At 45.3% G+C, this 16,198-nt stretch carries 15 protein-coding genes and 1 pseudogene; 3 read left to right on the forward strand and 13 right to left on the reverse strand.

Annotated features, from left to right (window positions below; translation table 11 throughout):
* The first annotated feature begins 22 nt into the window (after positions 1-22).
* Complete coding sequence (locus ACTWJ7_RS20050) at positions 23-304, forward strand: hypothetical protein (protein ID WP_443145819.1); 282 nt, start codon at positions 23-25, stop codon at positions 302-304.
* Between the two features lie 109 nt (positions 305-413).
* Here the strand turns inward: ACTWJ7_RS20050 and ACTWJ7_RS20055 are convergent, their stop codons facing one another.
* The 9 genes from ACTWJ7_RS20055 to ACTWJ7_RS20095 form a co-directional block, all read right to left on the reverse strand.
* Positions 414-914 carry a GNAT family N-acetyltransferase gene (locus ACTWJ7_RS20055; RefSeq protein ID WP_301878695.1) on the reverse strand — a complete coding sequence of 167 codons (501 nt, stop codon included), beginning with the start codon at positions 912-914 and terminating at the stop codon, positions 414-416.
* A gap of 226 nt (positions 915-1,140) precedes the next feature.
* Positions 1,141-1,449 carry a hypothetical protein gene (locus tag ACTWJ7_RS20060; protein WP_301878697.1) on the reverse strand — a complete coding sequence of 103 codons (309 nt, stop codon included), beginning with the start codon at positions 1,447-1,449 and terminating at the stop codon, positions 1,141-1,143.
* Positions 1,450-1,464: 15 nt separating this feature from the next.
* Positions 1,465-2,649 carry an aminotransferase-like domain-containing protein gene (locus ACTWJ7_RS20065; protein ID WP_301878699.1) on the reverse strand — a complete coding sequence of 395 codons (1,185 nt, stop codon included), beginning with the start codon at positions 2,647-2,649 and terminating at the stop codon, positions 1,465-1,467.
* A gap of 187 nt (positions 2,650-2,836) precedes the next feature.
* Positions 2,837-3,301, reverse strand: coding sequence for an NAD(P)/FAD-dependent oxidoreductase (locus tag ACTWJ7_RS20070; RefSeq protein ID WP_443145820.1), 465 nt, complete (start codon positions 3,299-3,301; stop codon positions 2,837-2,839).
* Complete coding sequence (locus tag ACTWJ7_RS20075; protein WP_443145821.1) at positions 3,298-3,987, reverse strand: NAD(P)/FAD-dependent oxidoreductase; 690 nt, start codon at positions 3,985-3,987, stop codon at positions 3,298-3,300. The genes ACTWJ7_RS20070 and ACTWJ7_RS20075 overlap by 4 nt, the downstream gene beginning before the upstream one ends.
* A gap of 56 nt (positions 3,988-4,043) precedes the next feature.
* On the reverse strand, positions 4,044-4,769 hold the full coding sequence (locus ACTWJ7_RS20080; RefSeq protein WP_301878701.1) for a methyltransferase domain-containing protein: 726 nt from the start codon (positions 4,767-4,769) through the stop codon (positions 4,044-4,046).
* A gap of 229 nt (positions 4,770-4,998) precedes the next feature.
* Positions 4,999-6,093 carry a Ger(x)C family spore germination protein gene (locus ACTWJ7_RS20085; RefSeq protein ID WP_301878702.1) on the reverse strand — a complete coding sequence of 365 codons (1,095 nt, stop codon included), beginning with the start codon at positions 6,091-6,093 and terminating at the stop codon, positions 4,999-5,001.
* Positions 6,090-7,160, reverse strand: a complete 1,071-nt coding sequence (locus tag ACTWJ7_RS20090) for a GerAB/ArcD/ProY family transporter (protein ID WP_301878703.1) — start codon at positions 7,158-7,160, stop codon at positions 6,090-6,092. The genes ACTWJ7_RS20085 and ACTWJ7_RS20090 overlap by 4 nt, the downstream gene beginning before the upstream one ends.
* Entirely contained in the window at positions 7,153-8,499 is a 1,347-nt protein-coding gene (locus ACTWJ7_RS20095; RefSeq protein ID WP_443145822.1) for a spore germination protein, read from the reverse strand. The genes ACTWJ7_RS20090 and ACTWJ7_RS20095 overlap by 8 nt, the downstream gene beginning before the upstream one ends.
* A 151-nt stretch (positions 8,500-8,650) precedes the next feature.
* Between ACTWJ7_RS20095 and ACTWJ7_RS20100 the strand changes: the two genes are divergently transcribed.
* Positions 8,651-9,127, forward strand: a complete 477-nt coding sequence (locus ACTWJ7_RS20100) for a MarR family winged helix-turn-helix transcriptional regulator (RefSeq protein ID WP_301878707.1) — start codon at positions 8,651-8,653, stop codon at positions 9,125-9,127.
* 153 nt (positions 9,128-9,280) lie between these two features.
* Positions 9,281-10,534 (forward strand): MFS transporter, encoded by a 1,254-nt coding sequence (locus ACTWJ7_RS20105; protein WP_301878708.1) that lies wholly within the window; start codon positions 9,281-9,283, stop codon positions 10,532-10,534.
* A gap of 135 nt (positions 10,535-10,669) precedes the next feature.
* Here ACTWJ7_RS20105 and ACTWJ7_RS20110 read toward each other — a convergent pair whose 3' ends face one another.
* The 4 genes and pseudogenes from ACTWJ7_RS20110 to ACTWJ7_RS20125 all read right to left on the reverse strand — a co-directional run bounded on the left by ACTWJ7_RS20110 (position 10,670) and on the right by ACTWJ7_RS20125 (position 16,191).
* Complete coding sequence (locus tag ACTWJ7_RS20110) at positions 10,670-12,685, reverse strand: alpha-L-arabinofuranosidase C-terminal domain-containing protein (RefSeq protein WP_079344785.1); 2,016 nt, start codon at positions 12,683-12,685, stop codon at positions 10,670-10,672.
* A 33-nt stretch (positions 12,686-12,718) separates the two neighbouring features.
* Positions 12,719-13,612, reverse strand: a complete 894-nt coding sequence (locus tag ACTWJ7_RS20115; RefSeq protein ID WP_024631781.1) for a carbohydrate ABC transporter permease — start codon at positions 13,610-13,612, stop codon at positions 12,719-12,721.
* A gap of 15 nt (positions 13,613-13,627) precedes the next feature.
* Positions 13,628-14,589: pseudogene (locus ACTWJ7_RS20120) on the reverse strand (ABC transporter permease).
* A 33-nt stretch (positions 14,590-14,622) separates the two neighbouring features.
* Positions 14,623-16,191, reverse strand: coding sequence for an extracellular solute-binding protein (locus ACTWJ7_RS20125; RefSeq protein ID WP_079344463.1), 1,569 nt, complete (start codon positions 16,189-16,191; stop codon positions 14,623-14,625).
* Positions 16,192-16,198: the final 7 nt, after the last annotated feature.

The following is a 16,198-nucleotide window of genomic DNA, read 5'->3' on the forward strand; positions in this document are numbered from 1 at the left end:
GTTGGCAGACGACATCATCATTATGGCATACCAATATAATCCTGTCGGTACCAAATCGCAGGTCCCTGAGCCGAACAGTCTTGTGGATAAGGCCATTCAGCTTGCGTTAGATGCTGGCGTCTCCAAGCAAAAGCTTTTGCTCGGGATAAGCTTAAATAGTGAAACCTCATCTTCCATAGATGATAAACTGGGTCTTGCCAAGCGTTATGATCTCAAAGGAGCTGCCTTCTGGCGCCTTGGATTATTCCGTACCTACAGCAATCAGATGGAAGACGCTGTAAATGCCTCCGTTATAAAAGAGTAAAGATTTAAATTTCTGGACTCACCAGACTTTCTACACACCAAAAAAAACGAACCGGAATCTCTGATAATTGACAAGAGATTTCGGTTCGTTTGTTATACAAGGATATAATCTATGCGTTCAATGAGGAATGCTCGTTTCCGTGGGTTGCACTTAGCACCAGATCTTTTTGATAGGCGAGTACCTGATCCCAGTCCCCGTGAAAAATCGGTATCCGATAGTACCCAACTCTTTCATAAAGGGCCGCCGCCTCAGGCTGTTTCGGGCCAGTCTGCAGCTTCAGATTGGTGTACCCGAATTCGAGCGCAAGACGCTCCGCTTCGGCCAGAATGGCCTGAGCCACACCTTTGCGACGGAAATCAGAACGTGTGTACATGCGCTTAACCTCCACGGAAGTATCATCAAGGGGTCTGATGGCTCCGCAGCCTACCGGATATCCATCCAAACGCGCGACAATAAAGGCCGCTCGAGGTGTCTCCACGTCAGATGGCTGAAATCCCGCCGTCCCATCGCCGCCATATAACAATCCCAGTTCTTCGCTTAGCTCCTTGATTAAAAGTTCCGAATCCTTGCTTCGTATATCTTCAGCGGCAGCAAGCACAATCGACGACATTGCGCAAAACCCCTCTCCCTCATTGGATTTATAGGCTTTTGTGATTTATATAAATTATCACGAACAGGTCCTGAGCGTCAATTCCCCTATCGATTGAATATTTCAATAAGCATATTAACGAATAGGTTCACAGCAAAAAAGCCGCCAGATTGGCGACTTCCCCGACACTTATATGGTTACAATTAGACGAATGCATTTTGCATTTCATTTCATTCCACGACTCAGCTTACCCTTCAACCACATCGGCTCGCAAATCCGTTGCAACCTCCATCATTTGCGGAACGACAGCTTCATTAACAATGGCAACATATAGATCTCCCATATACAGACGAAATGGAATCTGCAGGTTCTCATACGTCCACATGAAGAAATCCCCATCGATGGACATGACGCTCTCAGGTCCTTGGACGGTAAGGACAGGGGAGTAGGCAAAGTCGGGCTTGGATGAAAAATACTGTTTGCATTCTTCCAAGGAGATGGATTGCTCTAAGTTATTTTCTTGCATGGATCGAGTGATTCGAAAACGTTGATTCATAAAATATGCCTCCAATCAGAATTTGTTCAGAACTCGTCCCAAAATTTCGATTCCCTTCACAATCTGCTCATCGGAAGGTGTTGAGAAATTAAGTCTGATCGCATTACAAGGTTCGTTCTCATCAACGAGGAAAGCAGTACCCGGAACGACCGCCACGCCTTCTGCAGCAGCTGTTTTGGCATAATCCAGCATCGGGATATGAGCCGGCAGATCGCACCAAAGGAACAGCCCTCCATCCGGATGAGTAAAGGTAATGGACTCGCCCACATACTCCTGCAGTTTGTCAATCATCAAGGCAGACTTCCTGCGATAAATCGCACGGATGCTGCTGATATGCTCTGCATAGTTATACTCAGTCATGAACTTGTATGCCAGAATTTGCGGCAGCATGGCTGTATGTACATCCTCTCCCTGTTTGGCAACAACCATCTTCTGAACAACCTCGGAAGGAGCCAGAACATAACCAACACGCAGACCAGCAGACAGAATCTTGGAGAAAGAGCCTACGTAAATAACCAGACCTTCATCATCCATCGATTTAATCGTCGCTACATCTTCTCCTTGAAACCGAAGTTCTCCGTACGGGTTATCTTCCAGGATCATGACACCATATTTCTTGGCAAGATCATAGATCGCTCTGCGCTTCTCCAGGCTTGTGGTAATACCTGTGGGATTTTGAAAACTCGGAATCACATAGATCAGCTTTACATTCTGCTCGGTTTGCAGAGCATGCTCCAGCTTCCCGATATCCATACCGTCTGTCTCCATCGGAACACCAACAAGCTTTGCCCCTGAAGCCCGGAAAGAGTTCAATGAACCGATAAAGCTTGGGCTTTCACAGATAATCGTATCCCCTTCATTACAGAATACTTTACAAGCGAGTTCAATTCCCTGCTGTGCTCCAGATACGATGAACAGTTCATCCGACGCTTTGCCCGTGTCAAAGCCTGAACTCAGGTGTGTAGTCAATGTATCCCGCAGCGGGACATAACCTTCGGTAATTCCATATTGCAGTGCTGTTACCGGGTCCTGTTCCAAAATCGATTGGGTGAATGTCCGAATCGCCTCAATAGGGAAAGTTTCCGGAGCGGGATTACCCGCAGAGAAAGGAATTACATTTTGACCCGAAGAAGCCTTCAGGATCTCACGAATAATGGATGGCTGCAATGCAGCAATCCGGTTGGAAAATGAATAGTTCATCTTAGAATAATCCTCCCGAATTCAAATCTGAATGTTGTCTCAATAACTACAATTAGATTCTATTATACGAGTATTTGGCAGATTTCTAAACGGTCTCGTCAAAATTAACAGAGAACAACAAAAAGAGGCCGACGTACGCCTGACATACGCCGCCCCTTTTCTATGGAATTCACATTCCTTCCATGTATTATCGATGGATCAGATTAATCTCCGATAACCGTGTTGCCTTCACCAAATAAGTTGCCAATCCTGGGACCATCCGGGCTAAACCGGGATAGAATTTGTTCGCCTTGGCAAAGGCCAGCTTCTGGATTCTCCGCGCCCTCCGGAGCAGGCGTGTGAATTCGCGATTGGCTTCCTTCGAATATTCGTACTGCCACTGCTCGAAGCTGATCTTCCCTTGAAGATACTGGTCAGTCCATTCAGCACACAGCAGCGCGGAGCGAAGGGCAATGGACATTCCATCACCACACAGGGGAGGTATCATTAGCATGGCATCACCAATATGAGGATATTGGGACCAGGGTTCAGGAACATTGGATAGATGGAGTGGTGCAATCGAGACCTGCGTCCCTTGGACCGGACTTCCCTCGGCAAGCCTCACTGCCAATCTTTCGTTGGTCAAGGATGCCGCCTGCAAAATATCCTTCACAGACTTGCCGCTCCCCGCACCGTATCGAGTGTCAGCAATGCAGCTACATTGGCAATCCCATCTTCAATTGGTGAAATGCCGACGTACCCTCCTTTGCAAAAATACAACTCTACCCGTGGCGGAATGGTGATTCCCCGAAAGTGCGATTTGACGCCAACATATGCTGTTTTATCCCGCAGCTCGACTGGCGAGGTCATCCCGCGTGGCTTCTTCGAACCATGGGCTCCGATAACGGTTCTTGCTCTATATTGAATCTGGTCATTTCCTTGTTTGACTTCAACTTCATAGCTATAATCGTCAAACCGCTGAATGTTGGTTATCGTTGCTCTCGTAACAATTTCAACACCTGCGGCTGCGGCCTGTTCGTGTAAAAGTCGATCCAGCTCATATCGGCTGATGCCATAGGCCAATCCCGGCAAAGGCGCTTCAATTTCCCCACCTTGAGGCATAATGATCTTGGCATGATCCATGGTACTCGGTTTTAACTCTTGTTCGCCAAGGTGAATACCCAGATAATTCAGCATCTCCGTTGTTTCAGGCGACATAAATTCACCGCAGGTTTTGTGACGTGGAAATTCCTGCCGATCCAGCAGCAGTGTCTGATGCCCTTGCCTGGCAAGCTGCAGCGCAAATGTACTACCGGCAATTCCCGCTCCGATGACTATGGCATCCATTGGTTTAGACACCTAAGAACACCCGCCTTTCATTGTCCATTATGATACCAGCCTATTGATCTAACGAGTTATGCTAACGTCCTATGATGGGGAATCACAACGGAATAGCGGAATAAAGGCTTCCATTCATAGGTCATGTTGTCATGATTCAACTGCTGTTTCAAATCCCGCCAATCCCTGCCCGTGAAGCCTTTTGCAACAGACAGTGGTCCATCATGACGAATATACCGATTGCGAGAGATCATTCGAGTGGTAATCCAGACGGCTGCATAGGATACGGGATGCCTATGGATATCGTTAATGACAACACCATATTTGGAGGCGCGCAGCATATGCGAGACCATATCAATCAGTTGCTTTCCCTCGAAATGATGGACAAATTGCGAGCCAGTCACGATATCTGCTGAGGCATCTGGCAATTCCCTGACATCGATACGCCGAACCTTGATTCTGGGTTCATTTCGGAAGAGATTTCTAGCTTCCTCACATGCCTCCTCTGTCAGGTCGACCAGAGTAATTTCAAGCTTAATTCCCTTTTGGTCTGCCCAATGCAATAACTTCTGGTTTACATCACCTGAACCTGCTCCCACATCAAGAAGGGTTAGCGTAGTTGGACTGCCAATCGCTCTCCATAACTTCTCCACCCCTGCACGGGTTGGACCGGGAGCAGCAAATATTTTGTTCAGCCGTCTCAAATGTTTGAGCGCTTCGCTTAATTCTTCTCCACCCATGGAAAAATCGTCCATCAACTCGTCTTCTCTTGCCCGTACCGATAGTGTTCTAAAGAAAGACATGATCCCGCTCCTTTACAGCTATACATTGGGAGTGATTTTCTCTAATTAACCATTATCCCCTCTAACCAATCCTTATACTCGTAAGAACGGCGATATGTTATTTTACTAAGCTATCCCAGATCTCAGACTCCTTAATTCCATGGCCCTGTAGAACAAATCCATTCGATGCTGCATCACCGGATGCAAACATGAAAAAAGTCGCCAATATAGGCGACCTCATGGGTTAGCGTTATTTCTTGATCAATTTTCCCTGATCCTCATTATCGTTGGCGTTTTCTTTAAAATAGATCTCGTTTAGAATGTTCACACGGACGGTAATCTTCTGCTCCAGCATCGGAAACCATTTGGTCTTCCATTCCTTTAACCTTTTCTCCGAAAGTTGGGGACGGAATATCATTCCTATGCCCAGTACATCCGATTTGTAGGATTGGATCTTTCTCACGGTTTTATTGAACTGTTCGCTCAGCTGCTCCTGCATTTCTTTTTCAATTACGCCATTGCCTTTCCCTTCAGGACTTTCCGTAATGTCTACATCGAGAACAACATTGGTCTGAATTGACGGGCCTTTCTCCGACCACCGGGTCTGATGTTTGATATGCGCATCCTGAATAAGAACACTTGTGTTCTGTGCCACTTCAATGGTTCCCCCTGTATATTTCCCTTTGAACAAATTAAACAAAAGCGTCTCTTCCTTACTCAGCGTTCCTACCATACGGTCCTCCCGCATGACGGCTGTGCCCCTAAAGGTAAACAAGGTTCGCTCGCCGTTTTTGAGCATTGGAATGGCCATATCTTCCGTATAAGAGTTTTGGTTTTGATAGGCTTCCCATATTCGGACGATCGATTGATTGGGTGTCCATCCGGCATCCTGGCTAAAAAAGTCGTAGGAAGAAATTTCAGGTGTTGGTGAGATCTGATGATACATCGTCTTCTCATAATCACCATCAATTACCCCTACCAACCCCTTAATCGATATATCGTTTGCTCTCACCGCAAAATTGATGATGTTCTCAATCCCCTGCTCTGCGACCTGTCTGTCGATTAACAGCAACCTCAAATGTACCAATTCAATGCTTTTTTCAGAATCGGTTCTCATCAGATCGATGGCTTTACTAATTGATTTTGCCTCTTTTTCAAGAATTTGGGTTTTACCTGATGCATCCGGTATTTGGAGAATGACCTTGTATTTTTCGGTAGCGCCTTTACCCACCCCCATGACAACAGGCAGATATTGTTTGTTAATATCCTTTGTATCCCAACATCCCGGAAGCAACAAGAGCATAGCTAGGGTTACAATTAATGTGCTTGCAATACGCATGTTCATGCACCCACCTTCTTTCGCCGCCATTGCGCCGCCAGGAATACAATGATCGGAAAACCGATCACACTGTAAACGCAAAAGTAAGAATTCAGATACAGATATGTATTCAATGCGTTCATATCCGGTATCCACAGACTAACCAGGTACAAGGAGACGCATGCCAGAGAGATAATCCATAATCTGTTGATCTTCGGTATGAATAACTGTTGCACTAGGGAGACCAGAATCCAGAGTAAAACCGAAACCTTCAATACGCCCAGTGCACTTGAGGCCACCACGTAAAAGCTGGGGAGCCAGTCAAATACAACCCACTCCAAATCAATGGTATCTGATGCCATAAGCATCGGATACTGCAAGTGCACTACCGTTTCCTGCCCGAATACAAGCAGTGGAACATATACAGATCCCAAGGCAAACACAAATATAATGCCGACAGCAGCAGCAGCTTTTCCAAAGCTAATGCGTTTCTTGGAGGGAATCATGCCCAGGAATAAAAACCCGGCTGAAATAACCGTGCATACATAGAAATCCGAATTGGAGAAAAATGAAAATTCGCTATCCCAAATCGGAAATATGTAGCTAATTCTGAAATTCTGGACGCTAATCATCATGGAGAAAAAAATGAATGGCATCAAAAGGATACACAAACCGATGCTCGCTCGGATGATTATATTAAGCCCTTTCCAAACAGCATAGAAACAAAGCAAGATGAACAGAGCCCCTGTCGCTGCTGGCGGTGTTCTTTGTAGAAGTACAGCTTTAATCTCACCTGACTGGAAATACATAAGCAAAAACAACTCGATATATAGAAAGATGAGCAAAGGCAGAACGATTAGCCTCGTTCCCCATTTGCCCAATGACTCATTACAGATGTCGACTACTGTTTTTCCTGGGAACTGGGACAACGCTTTTAAGTAGAGCCACAGAACCAGCAGCTCAGCCAGAAAAAGGATTGTTATGGGAATCCAGTGCCCTTTTGAAGTCGCAGAGATGATGCGTTCAGGGAAGATAGCAAAGATCGAAGCGAGATGAAGCAGAACAAACAGAGTCAAAATCTGAGCTTTATTCATCTGAAGCTTTTCCTTTCACACTTAAACTTAAGTAAGGAACGGAGCAAGTGCTCAACGAGGCAAAATACAAGATAATCCAAATCATTGCCGCCTCAAGACCCCATATCCCAAAAAAGGAACTGATGAGCATGACAATGTATTTATACATTCGTATCCCCGTCGTATTCATGTAACCTGCCAGCACAAAATTAGCAATCGCTGAGGCAACAAGGATAATAATCAATAGATTACTGACGAGTTTAGCCTGAACTATCGCTTGTCCTAACAGAATACCGCCAATCATCGTTATCGTAGGACCAATGTTCTTGGGAAGTCGAATCGTAGCCTCAATAATCATCTCCAGCAGCAGCATAACCAGGAGCATTTCGATCAACGAAGGATACGGAACCCCTTCTCTGCTCTTGGCTACCGTTATGGCGAGTTGTATTCGCAACAATTCCGGATTCACCGAATTGAGCACGATATATAGACCCGGAAGCGTGACAGCCAAAAGTGCGCCAATTGCCCGTACGGTTCGTAAAAACACTTGAAACAGATATGGATAGTTAACGTCCAGCGTTGTTGACCACAAATCCGTTATGATCACCGGGAAAGCAAAAGCAAACGAAAACTGGTCAATCAATATGACCACTTTTCCGTTCATCAAATTCTGTACCATCTCTCCTGGCAACTCCGAAGAGATATACGTTGGTGTTAATGAGAATTTCGGATGCCCCAATATACTCATCAGGTCCCTTACCGTAGTCAATTCCTTGTCCTTATTTTGATCCAGCTTATCCCGGATAGACGCAATGACCTTGGCTTGAGCAACACCCTCCAGGTATACCATGGCAATTTTCTTGGTAGACCGCGTTCCTGTTTCTCGTTGTTCAATAACCAAATCATCGGAGATCATCTTTTTCCGCAGCAATCCGATGTTTTTATTAATATCTTCTGTAAAAGCATCGTACGCAGATTGAAGGGGATTCTCACTCTCCGGTGCACTGACAGATCGCGAAATGTCAGTATGCTCCGGTTCTATGACAGCTGCCATTCCTTCTGTGCTGAACAGAACAAGCTTTCCATGCAAAATATGATCGGATATCTCATCCATTGACATGGAGGCCTCTTCTTCAAACGGACTGAACATATTTTGAAATGATCCGTTCTCTTCGCTACTCGCCGCCTGGTTAATTGCTGACAATGTGGTTGGAAAATCGACAAGGCTCTCCATGTAATATGCTCTGAATTCCTGATCGGCGATAACCACGTTCTTGCTTAAGAAATCCGAGCTCTTTTTGAAATGTTCAGAGAGCTGCTTTTCTATATCCTGAAGATCTTTTTCATGGAATCGCTGCAAATTTTACCACCTCTTTTGAAGTAGTATGTCGTTCAGAAAAAAGTTTATTCAGAATGGCATCTTGATTTATGCAGTAGTCAGAAAGGCTTTTGTACTGGAAACCAAAATTTAATATAATGTTATCATGCACCAACGGGTGGGAGGATAAGACATGAACAAAGAAGAACAGGTCTTAGTGGGTTTCAGGGACTTATATAACAAGATCGTTCGGCTTAATAAGGATAAGATGGAAGACAGTCTTAAGGGTTATAAGCCCTCTGAAGTGCATTGCATCGAATACATTGAAAAAAATGTAGATTCCAATGTGACTAAACTTGCGGAGTCCTTTTATATGACTCGCGGTGCCATAAGTAAATTAACGAAAAAGCTCATACAAAAAGGCCTTATCGAAAGCTACCAGAAGTCGGATAACAAGAAAGAAATCTACTTTAGGCTGACGGAGCAAGGGAAAGCCATTTATCAAATTCATGAGGATCTGCATAACGAGTTTCAAGAGCGAGATAAAACCGTATTTGAACAGGTAACCGAGGAACAATTCGACAGCATGCTTCACTTCGTGGACAAGTATAATCGGCATTTGGATGCAGAGATCAAGAAGAAACTGGGTGCAGATATCAAGTCGGAATAATCCGAATGATGAAAGTAAATTAAAAGCAGCCGTGCTCGATAAAGAGCAGGCTGTTTTTTTATCGTTATTATTTTGTTGACAAGGAAACAAAGTGATTGTACGCTATTAATGTTTCCAAGGAAATAAAACCGCCACTCTGGAGAGGAGAATTTAATGTTTAAATTTCGATCACGATCACACCATAAACAGAACATCGAACAGAAAACCGAACCAACCATAGATAAACATGCTTTATTATTCGGTCTTATTTCTGTGTTTCTTTGCGGAATAGGCTTCAGTATCATAGCGCCTGTCGTCCCGTTCTTAGTACAGCCTTATATAAGCAGTCCGGGAGAACAAGCTATTGTTGTTACGCTGTTGACCTCTGTGTATGCCTTCTGCGTGTTTTTTGCATCCCCCGTACTTGGCGCTCTGAGCGACAAATATGGCCGTCGTCCATTGCTCCTGATATGCCTTTTGGGTTCTGCAATTGGGTACTTGATTTTTGGCATAGGAGGTGCTCTATGGGTACTATTTGCGGGGCGCATCATCGAGGGAATAACAGGCGGGAGTATAGGCACGATCTACGCATATTTTGCAGACATCATTCCTCCAGAACAGAGAACCAAATACTTTGGGTGGGTGAGCGCAGTTGTAGGTGTAGGTACCGTCATTGGTCCGACTGTAGGCGGATTACTGGCGAAGATTGATTATGCTGCACCCATGTATTTTGGAACATTCATCACTTTAGTGAATGTTATATATGGATTCTTTTTTATGCCTGAGAGCCTTGACAAGAAAAATAGACTGAAAGTAATTACTTTTGCAAGACTTAATCCATTCATACAGCTTGCAAACCTGCTTTCCATGAAAAATTTAAACAGGTTACTTATCTCAGCATTCTTACTTTGGATACCCAACGGATCATTACAGGCCGTTTTTTCACAATTAACAATAGATACTTTCAGTTGGAAGCCAGCACTAATTGGACTTATGTTCTCGATAATGGGTGTTCAGGACATCATCTCACAAGGCCTCATCATGCCAAAACTTTTGAAAAAACTTGGTGATAAACAGATAGCCATTCTTGGAATGATCGCGGAGATTATAGGCTACGGTTTTATTGCGCTGTCTACTTTGTTCTCCTTCTATCCTCTTTTTATCGCTGGCATGTTTATATTTGGTTTTGGCGATTCGATCTTCGGGCCTTCATTCAACGGGATGCTCTCGAAGTCTGTTGATTCCAGTGAACAAGGAAGGGTTCAGGGAGGTAGCCAATCCATACAAGCTTTAGCAAGAATGATCGGTCCTATCATTGGAGGTCAAATCTATGTATCCCTTGGTCATGCCGCACCCGCTGTCATGGGTGTAATCCTTATCGCTGCAGCAATACCCGTGTTGTATAAAAGAACGCTGGTGAATATTTAAAATGCCTATTTTTATTAGACAAGTAACTTATTGATCTGGTGGTCAAGACACCATCTGGATAGATCAAAGGGTTTCAGAACTTAGGTACACTTTCTGAAACCCTGTTATCTACATTCCGGGACGTCAACTCATTGGTTAGTCTGCTTTTCCAATCTCCAGTACATAGATGGATGAAGGACGTAATAAGTAACCACGCTGCCAATCCTCGGTCAAAACACTACGCTCTGTGCAAATGATATGATCTGGTTGAAACACGGAGTTGATATGATTGTGCGATTCGCTGGTAATCTCATATAAGGTCGCCTCTTCGCATCCATCGTAAGCTTGCAAATCCAGCTCAACCCGTACCTCCTCCAAGCTTCGGTTCACAACAAACAGGGTGACCATGCTGCGATCATCATTCGTCCCGGCTACAATGTCCAGATCGGGAAGAGCGTCCAGCTCTATAGGTGTTTTTTTGTTTGAAGCTACAGAGAATGTTCCACATTCGGTCTTCACGGGTAGAAGATGATGAATATCCCGATTCGCGTAAAGCTTTAACACTTCATAGGTCGGAGTTCCATAAATCGTGAGCTGGCGTCCACTCCATCCAGCCTGCTTGCCCCGATATTGATCAGCATAGAAATCCCCGACGCGAATGCATCCCCCTAGCCAACCATTAACCAGATCGGAGAAACTTCCGATGTGCACGCTATCACTGCAACGAATCATTTCATTCAGATTAGCCGCATTCGCCACGGCAGCGCCAAGGGTGTGTTCGTCTGGCAGTCCTTTTCGCACAGTGTTAGGATAATACATCGTGTTATACTCGGTGATCGCCAGCTTCACATGTTGATGTTTGACATCGGAATGGATGACCTCCGTTGTCTGGTGGATATAGTGGCGGGTCCACTCGGGATAACTCGCCATTGCTTTGTACCGCTCCTCAGCCGGCGTATCCTGATTCATGCCAAAGGGACCGTAGCCATGATACAGATGTAACGTTAGATAATCGATATGCTCTCCTGCCAGAGCAAGCACGGTTTTATTCCAATCCTGCTCATAATGTCCACAGGCCAGCAACACAATGGAAGCATCCACTTCCTTCATCGCCTTTGCAAACTGAACGGTCCGCTCCGCAAATTGTTCCGCAGAGCATGCACCCACTTGCCATTGCCCCCAAACCTCGTTGCCAATCTCCCAGTACTTGACGTGATAAGGCTCCGGCGATCCATTCTTCGCCCGAAGAGCCCCCATCGGCGTATCCACACTACCATTACAATATTCGATCCATTGGGCGGCTTCTTCAGGTGTACCCGAGCCATCATTCACGCAAATCAGAGGTTCTACCTGCAGCTCGTGGCAAAAGCGGATAAATTCATCCGTTCCGAAATATTTGCTGGTCCATCCTCCCCATGCCTCATTGTACATGACGGGTCTCTCCAGAACAGGGCCGATGCCATGCTCCCAGTGATAAGCACTAATGTAGTTACCTGCGAGTCTCATCATGCCTGCGTTTAGTGCTCTCGTCATCTCTACCACTTCACGTTTCACCAGCGCAATATGATCGACAGGCAATAGAGACACATGATCCAGCCAGAGCATTCCAGTAGAGACGTGGTCAATCCATCTTGGATGCTCGGCCGGAATATACACCCGAATTTCTGCATCGGGGCAAGCGCGCACGATCGTCAGCCGTCCTTCATAATCCCGCCAGTTATGGCTGTCCAATTCGACTTTTAACTGACCAAGCACTTCTTCCGTTCGTCTATCGACTGCTTCGAGCATCAAATATTGTAGTTCGATGGAAGCCCGCGCAACAACATGGACGGTGTAATCCATCGGCCCTTTCAATGCAGACCTCTGTACAATCCCCGCGTACGCTTCATCATCACTTAAGATTCGAATACGCTGAGCGCGACCCGAATGTCTGAGAGCCGGGGGTTCCATCGCATATTGAGTATTTCTTCCGTTGGTGTAAGCCTGCCAGCTCCCCGATACAGAAATTCTTGATTCAGCTTCGCTTTCAAAGTCCATATCCCTCAATGGAAATGCAAGCATCGCCTCCATATGGTCCCGAATGTCTTCCACAAAATGTCCAAACAAATAAGGGTTGACCGTGTGTTCGCTTAAGCTATTACAATTGATACTGATCCTTGCGTTTGATTTCAACATAGCTCCTCCATCATTGTGATTGATATGGATTTAACCTTTAATCGATCCAATCATGACCCCTTTAACAAAATGCCGCTGCACAAAAGGATACATCAACAGCACAGGCAAACTGGAAACGATAATCACCGCATACTTGATGCTCTCCGCGAGCAGGATTTTGTCCTCCAGTCCAATGTTACCGTCTACGGCATCGGATTGGCTGATCAGCAGAATTTCGCGTAGTACCAGTTGAAGCGGATGCAGATTTTCGTTGCGAATATAGATGAGCGCGTTAAAAAATGAATTCCAGTGTCCTACAGCGTAGAACAGCACCATCACAGCAAGAATCGGCTTCGACAGGGGCAGAATAATGCTCAGAAGCAGCCGCCAATTGGAGCACCCGTCCATGTGGGCAGCTTCCTGCAGTTCCCAGGGGATACTCGACTGGAAATACGTTCTCATCACGATCAGATTGTATGTGGCGATCGCGCCGGGTACAATCAGAGCCCACATCGTATCCACCATGCCCAAATTTTTGATCAATAGATACGTTGGAATTAATCCACCACTGAAAAACATTGTTAGCGTGATAAAAACCATGATTATATTACGCCCGGGAAGATCAGGTCTCGAAAGGGGATATGCGGCCAACACGGTCATGATAATGTTAATCACGGTGCCCACAACCGTATAAATTATCGTATTGCGATACCCCATCCAAATCTTCTCGTTATGCAAAATGTTCGTGTAGGCGTCCAAAGTCAGTCCTTTGGGCAGCAACCACACTTCTCCATTCAATACTTTCGTGGGATCACTGAACGAAGCGCTGACGATAAAAATCAACGGATACAGCACAGCGATGATAATAATTGAAGCTATGATGTATATGATTACATCGAAAATTCGTTCATTGGAACTGGCTTGTAGTGTCGCCTGCTTGGACATGGGCCTTGCCCTCCTTTACCATAAACTCGTCTCAGACGTCTTGCGCGCAATCCGATTGACCAGTAAAAGCAACACCAGATTAATGATTGAATTAAAGAGTCCGATAGCAGCTGTATAGCTGTATTCTCCCTTTAAGATCCCTGTCGTATAGACAAACGTTGAAATGACATCACTCGATTCCAGATTAAGATTGTTTTGCATCAGCAAAATTTTCTCAAATCCCACGTTCATGAAGTGACCAATATCCAAAATGAGCAAAATGATAACAACTGGAGCAATACCGGGCAGCGATATATGCCAAATACGCCGCAGTCTTGACGCTCCATCCATCTTGGCAGCTTCATACAGATGCGGGTTCACACCGCTCAAAGCTGCAATATAGATAATGGATTGCCAGCCCATGTTCTGCCATATATTCGAGCTGATAAAAATGGTCTTGAACCAACCCGCTTCCTCTAGAAAACGGATCGGTGTACCTCCGAATGCCTCAATCAGCAGATTGACCGGACCCGTATGGGGCGAGAGAAACACATTCAATATGCCAACGATAACAACCACTGAAATAAAGTGGGGAATATACGTAATATTTTGCAGCCACTTGCTGAAGGTTTTATTGCGAATTTCATTAATAATCAGTGCCAGCAGGATCGGAATCGGAAAGGCAATCAATAAGGAGAACAGGTTAATGGACAGTGTATTCCATAGTAATCTCCAGAAATAATATGAATTGAAAAATCGTTCGAAGTGACCGAAGCCTTCCCAGCTGCTGCCGAGATCCCTCTGGCCGGATTGAAATTTTTGAACGCAATTTGCAGTCCATACAACGGAGCATAGTGAAATACCACATACCAAGTGACTGGAAGAAGCAGCATAAGGTATAGATCCAATCTTTTGCCCATTTGCCTTAAGAGGCCTGAACTCTTTTTTGAATGACTTCGTGGCATCGTAATCGTTGTATCCGTTTTGGCGCTTTTCATGGGCATCTGCTCCTCATCCATGATGTTTCAGCATTACTTCTGCATCTTGTCATAAGCATCCTGATATATCTTCTCCAGCTCCTCGATTCTCATCTTTTTGAGCGTAGACTGGAATTGCTCCCATTTGTCAAAGCCAAGCGCACCTACGATAAATTTCGTACTTTGTTCTTCGTAATATTTGTCGATATCATTTCGCAAAATATTGACTTCCTGGGCGGTTTGCTCATCAAACATTGGAGCAGCATAGCGGACTTTTGGCATGAACGGATCAAGCTTTTGCTGAGCCTCCTGCACCTGCGGTGGATTAATAAAAGAGGCAACCTGTTCGCTGATGAGATGTGGCGCGCCTCCTCCGGCATAAGGCGTAATTTTGGCCTGATTACTGATTTCCTTTAAGAAGTCCTCTGTATAGTAGGGAATACCATCCTTTATCTCGTAATGCTCGCCTTCTCTTCCAAATCTCAACAGCGTAGAACCCTCATCACTGTAGAAATAATCAATCCAACGCATCGTGACTTCAGGATATGGATTGACGGATGTGATCGCAAAGGCTCCAAAATCTCTGGCAATGGGCAAAGCCTGGCTCTGCAATCGATCACCTTGCGGACCTTCCAGTGGGGCGATACCCGTATATTGGTCTATGATCGACAAAAAGTTATTGTTTGTCTGGTCAAAGAAAAAGCCTGTATTTCCCGATCCCTGCTTGGCCAGATACTGTGCTTCCGTGTGTGTGAATATTTCCTGATCCAGAAGCTTCTCCTTATACAGCTTGTTTAAATACATCAGCATTTCTTTATTCTGGTCACTGCCCATCCAGATGCTTACTTTGTCATTTTCAATATTAATGTTATATCCGAGCTGTGAATCCAAACCGAAGGATCCGCTCATCGCGCTCACAACAGCCAATCCCACACGGGCTGTCATCGGTAGTTCATCCTGTTTACCGTTTCCATTCGGATCGCCATCACGGAAGGCAAGCAGCACGTTGAACAGTTCTTCGGTCGTCTCCGGCACTTCCAGATTCAGCTTGTCAAGCCACATCTGATTGATCCATTTCTTATCCGTCCGGGCCGCACTCAGCGTAACAATCCCCGGAATCGTATAAATGTGACCTTCCGGTGTAGTGATGCCTGCGCGAATCTCGGGGTATTCCTCCATTAATTTCTTCAAATTCGGAGCGTACTCATCGATAAGTCCTTCCAACGGAATTAACTGGCCTGCAGAACCGTAACGAATGGCTTCTAGCGGGGAAAGACCTGAACGGAACAAGGCATCAGGCAGCTCATTCGATGCAAACAGCAGATTTTTTTTCTCTTGAAAACCATCTGTCGGCGCTTCAATGAACTCCACTTTCACGTTGCTCAATTTCTCGTAATCCTGGAAAACCGGCATCTCCTTAAAAGGGCCATTTACGGGTGCAATTCGGGTAAACATCTTGAGGTTTACCGGTTGGTCCACAATTGGAAACCCGGTCGTATGAACGTCGTTTTTCGATACCTCTGATGCAGATTCGTTAGCGGTTCCACCGGAACTGCATCCAGCCAGCATCAAACTGGAAACGATCATTGTCATAATCACATTTCTTCCCCAGCGTTTACGCATAAGTTGT

Origin of the sequence: Paenibacillus sp. 1A_MP2, from assembly GCF_052244825.1 — a bacterium.
GTDB classification, from domain to species: domain Bacteria; phylum Bacillota; class Bacilli; order Paenibacillales; family Paenibacillaceae; genus Paenibacillus; species Paenibacillus vandeheii.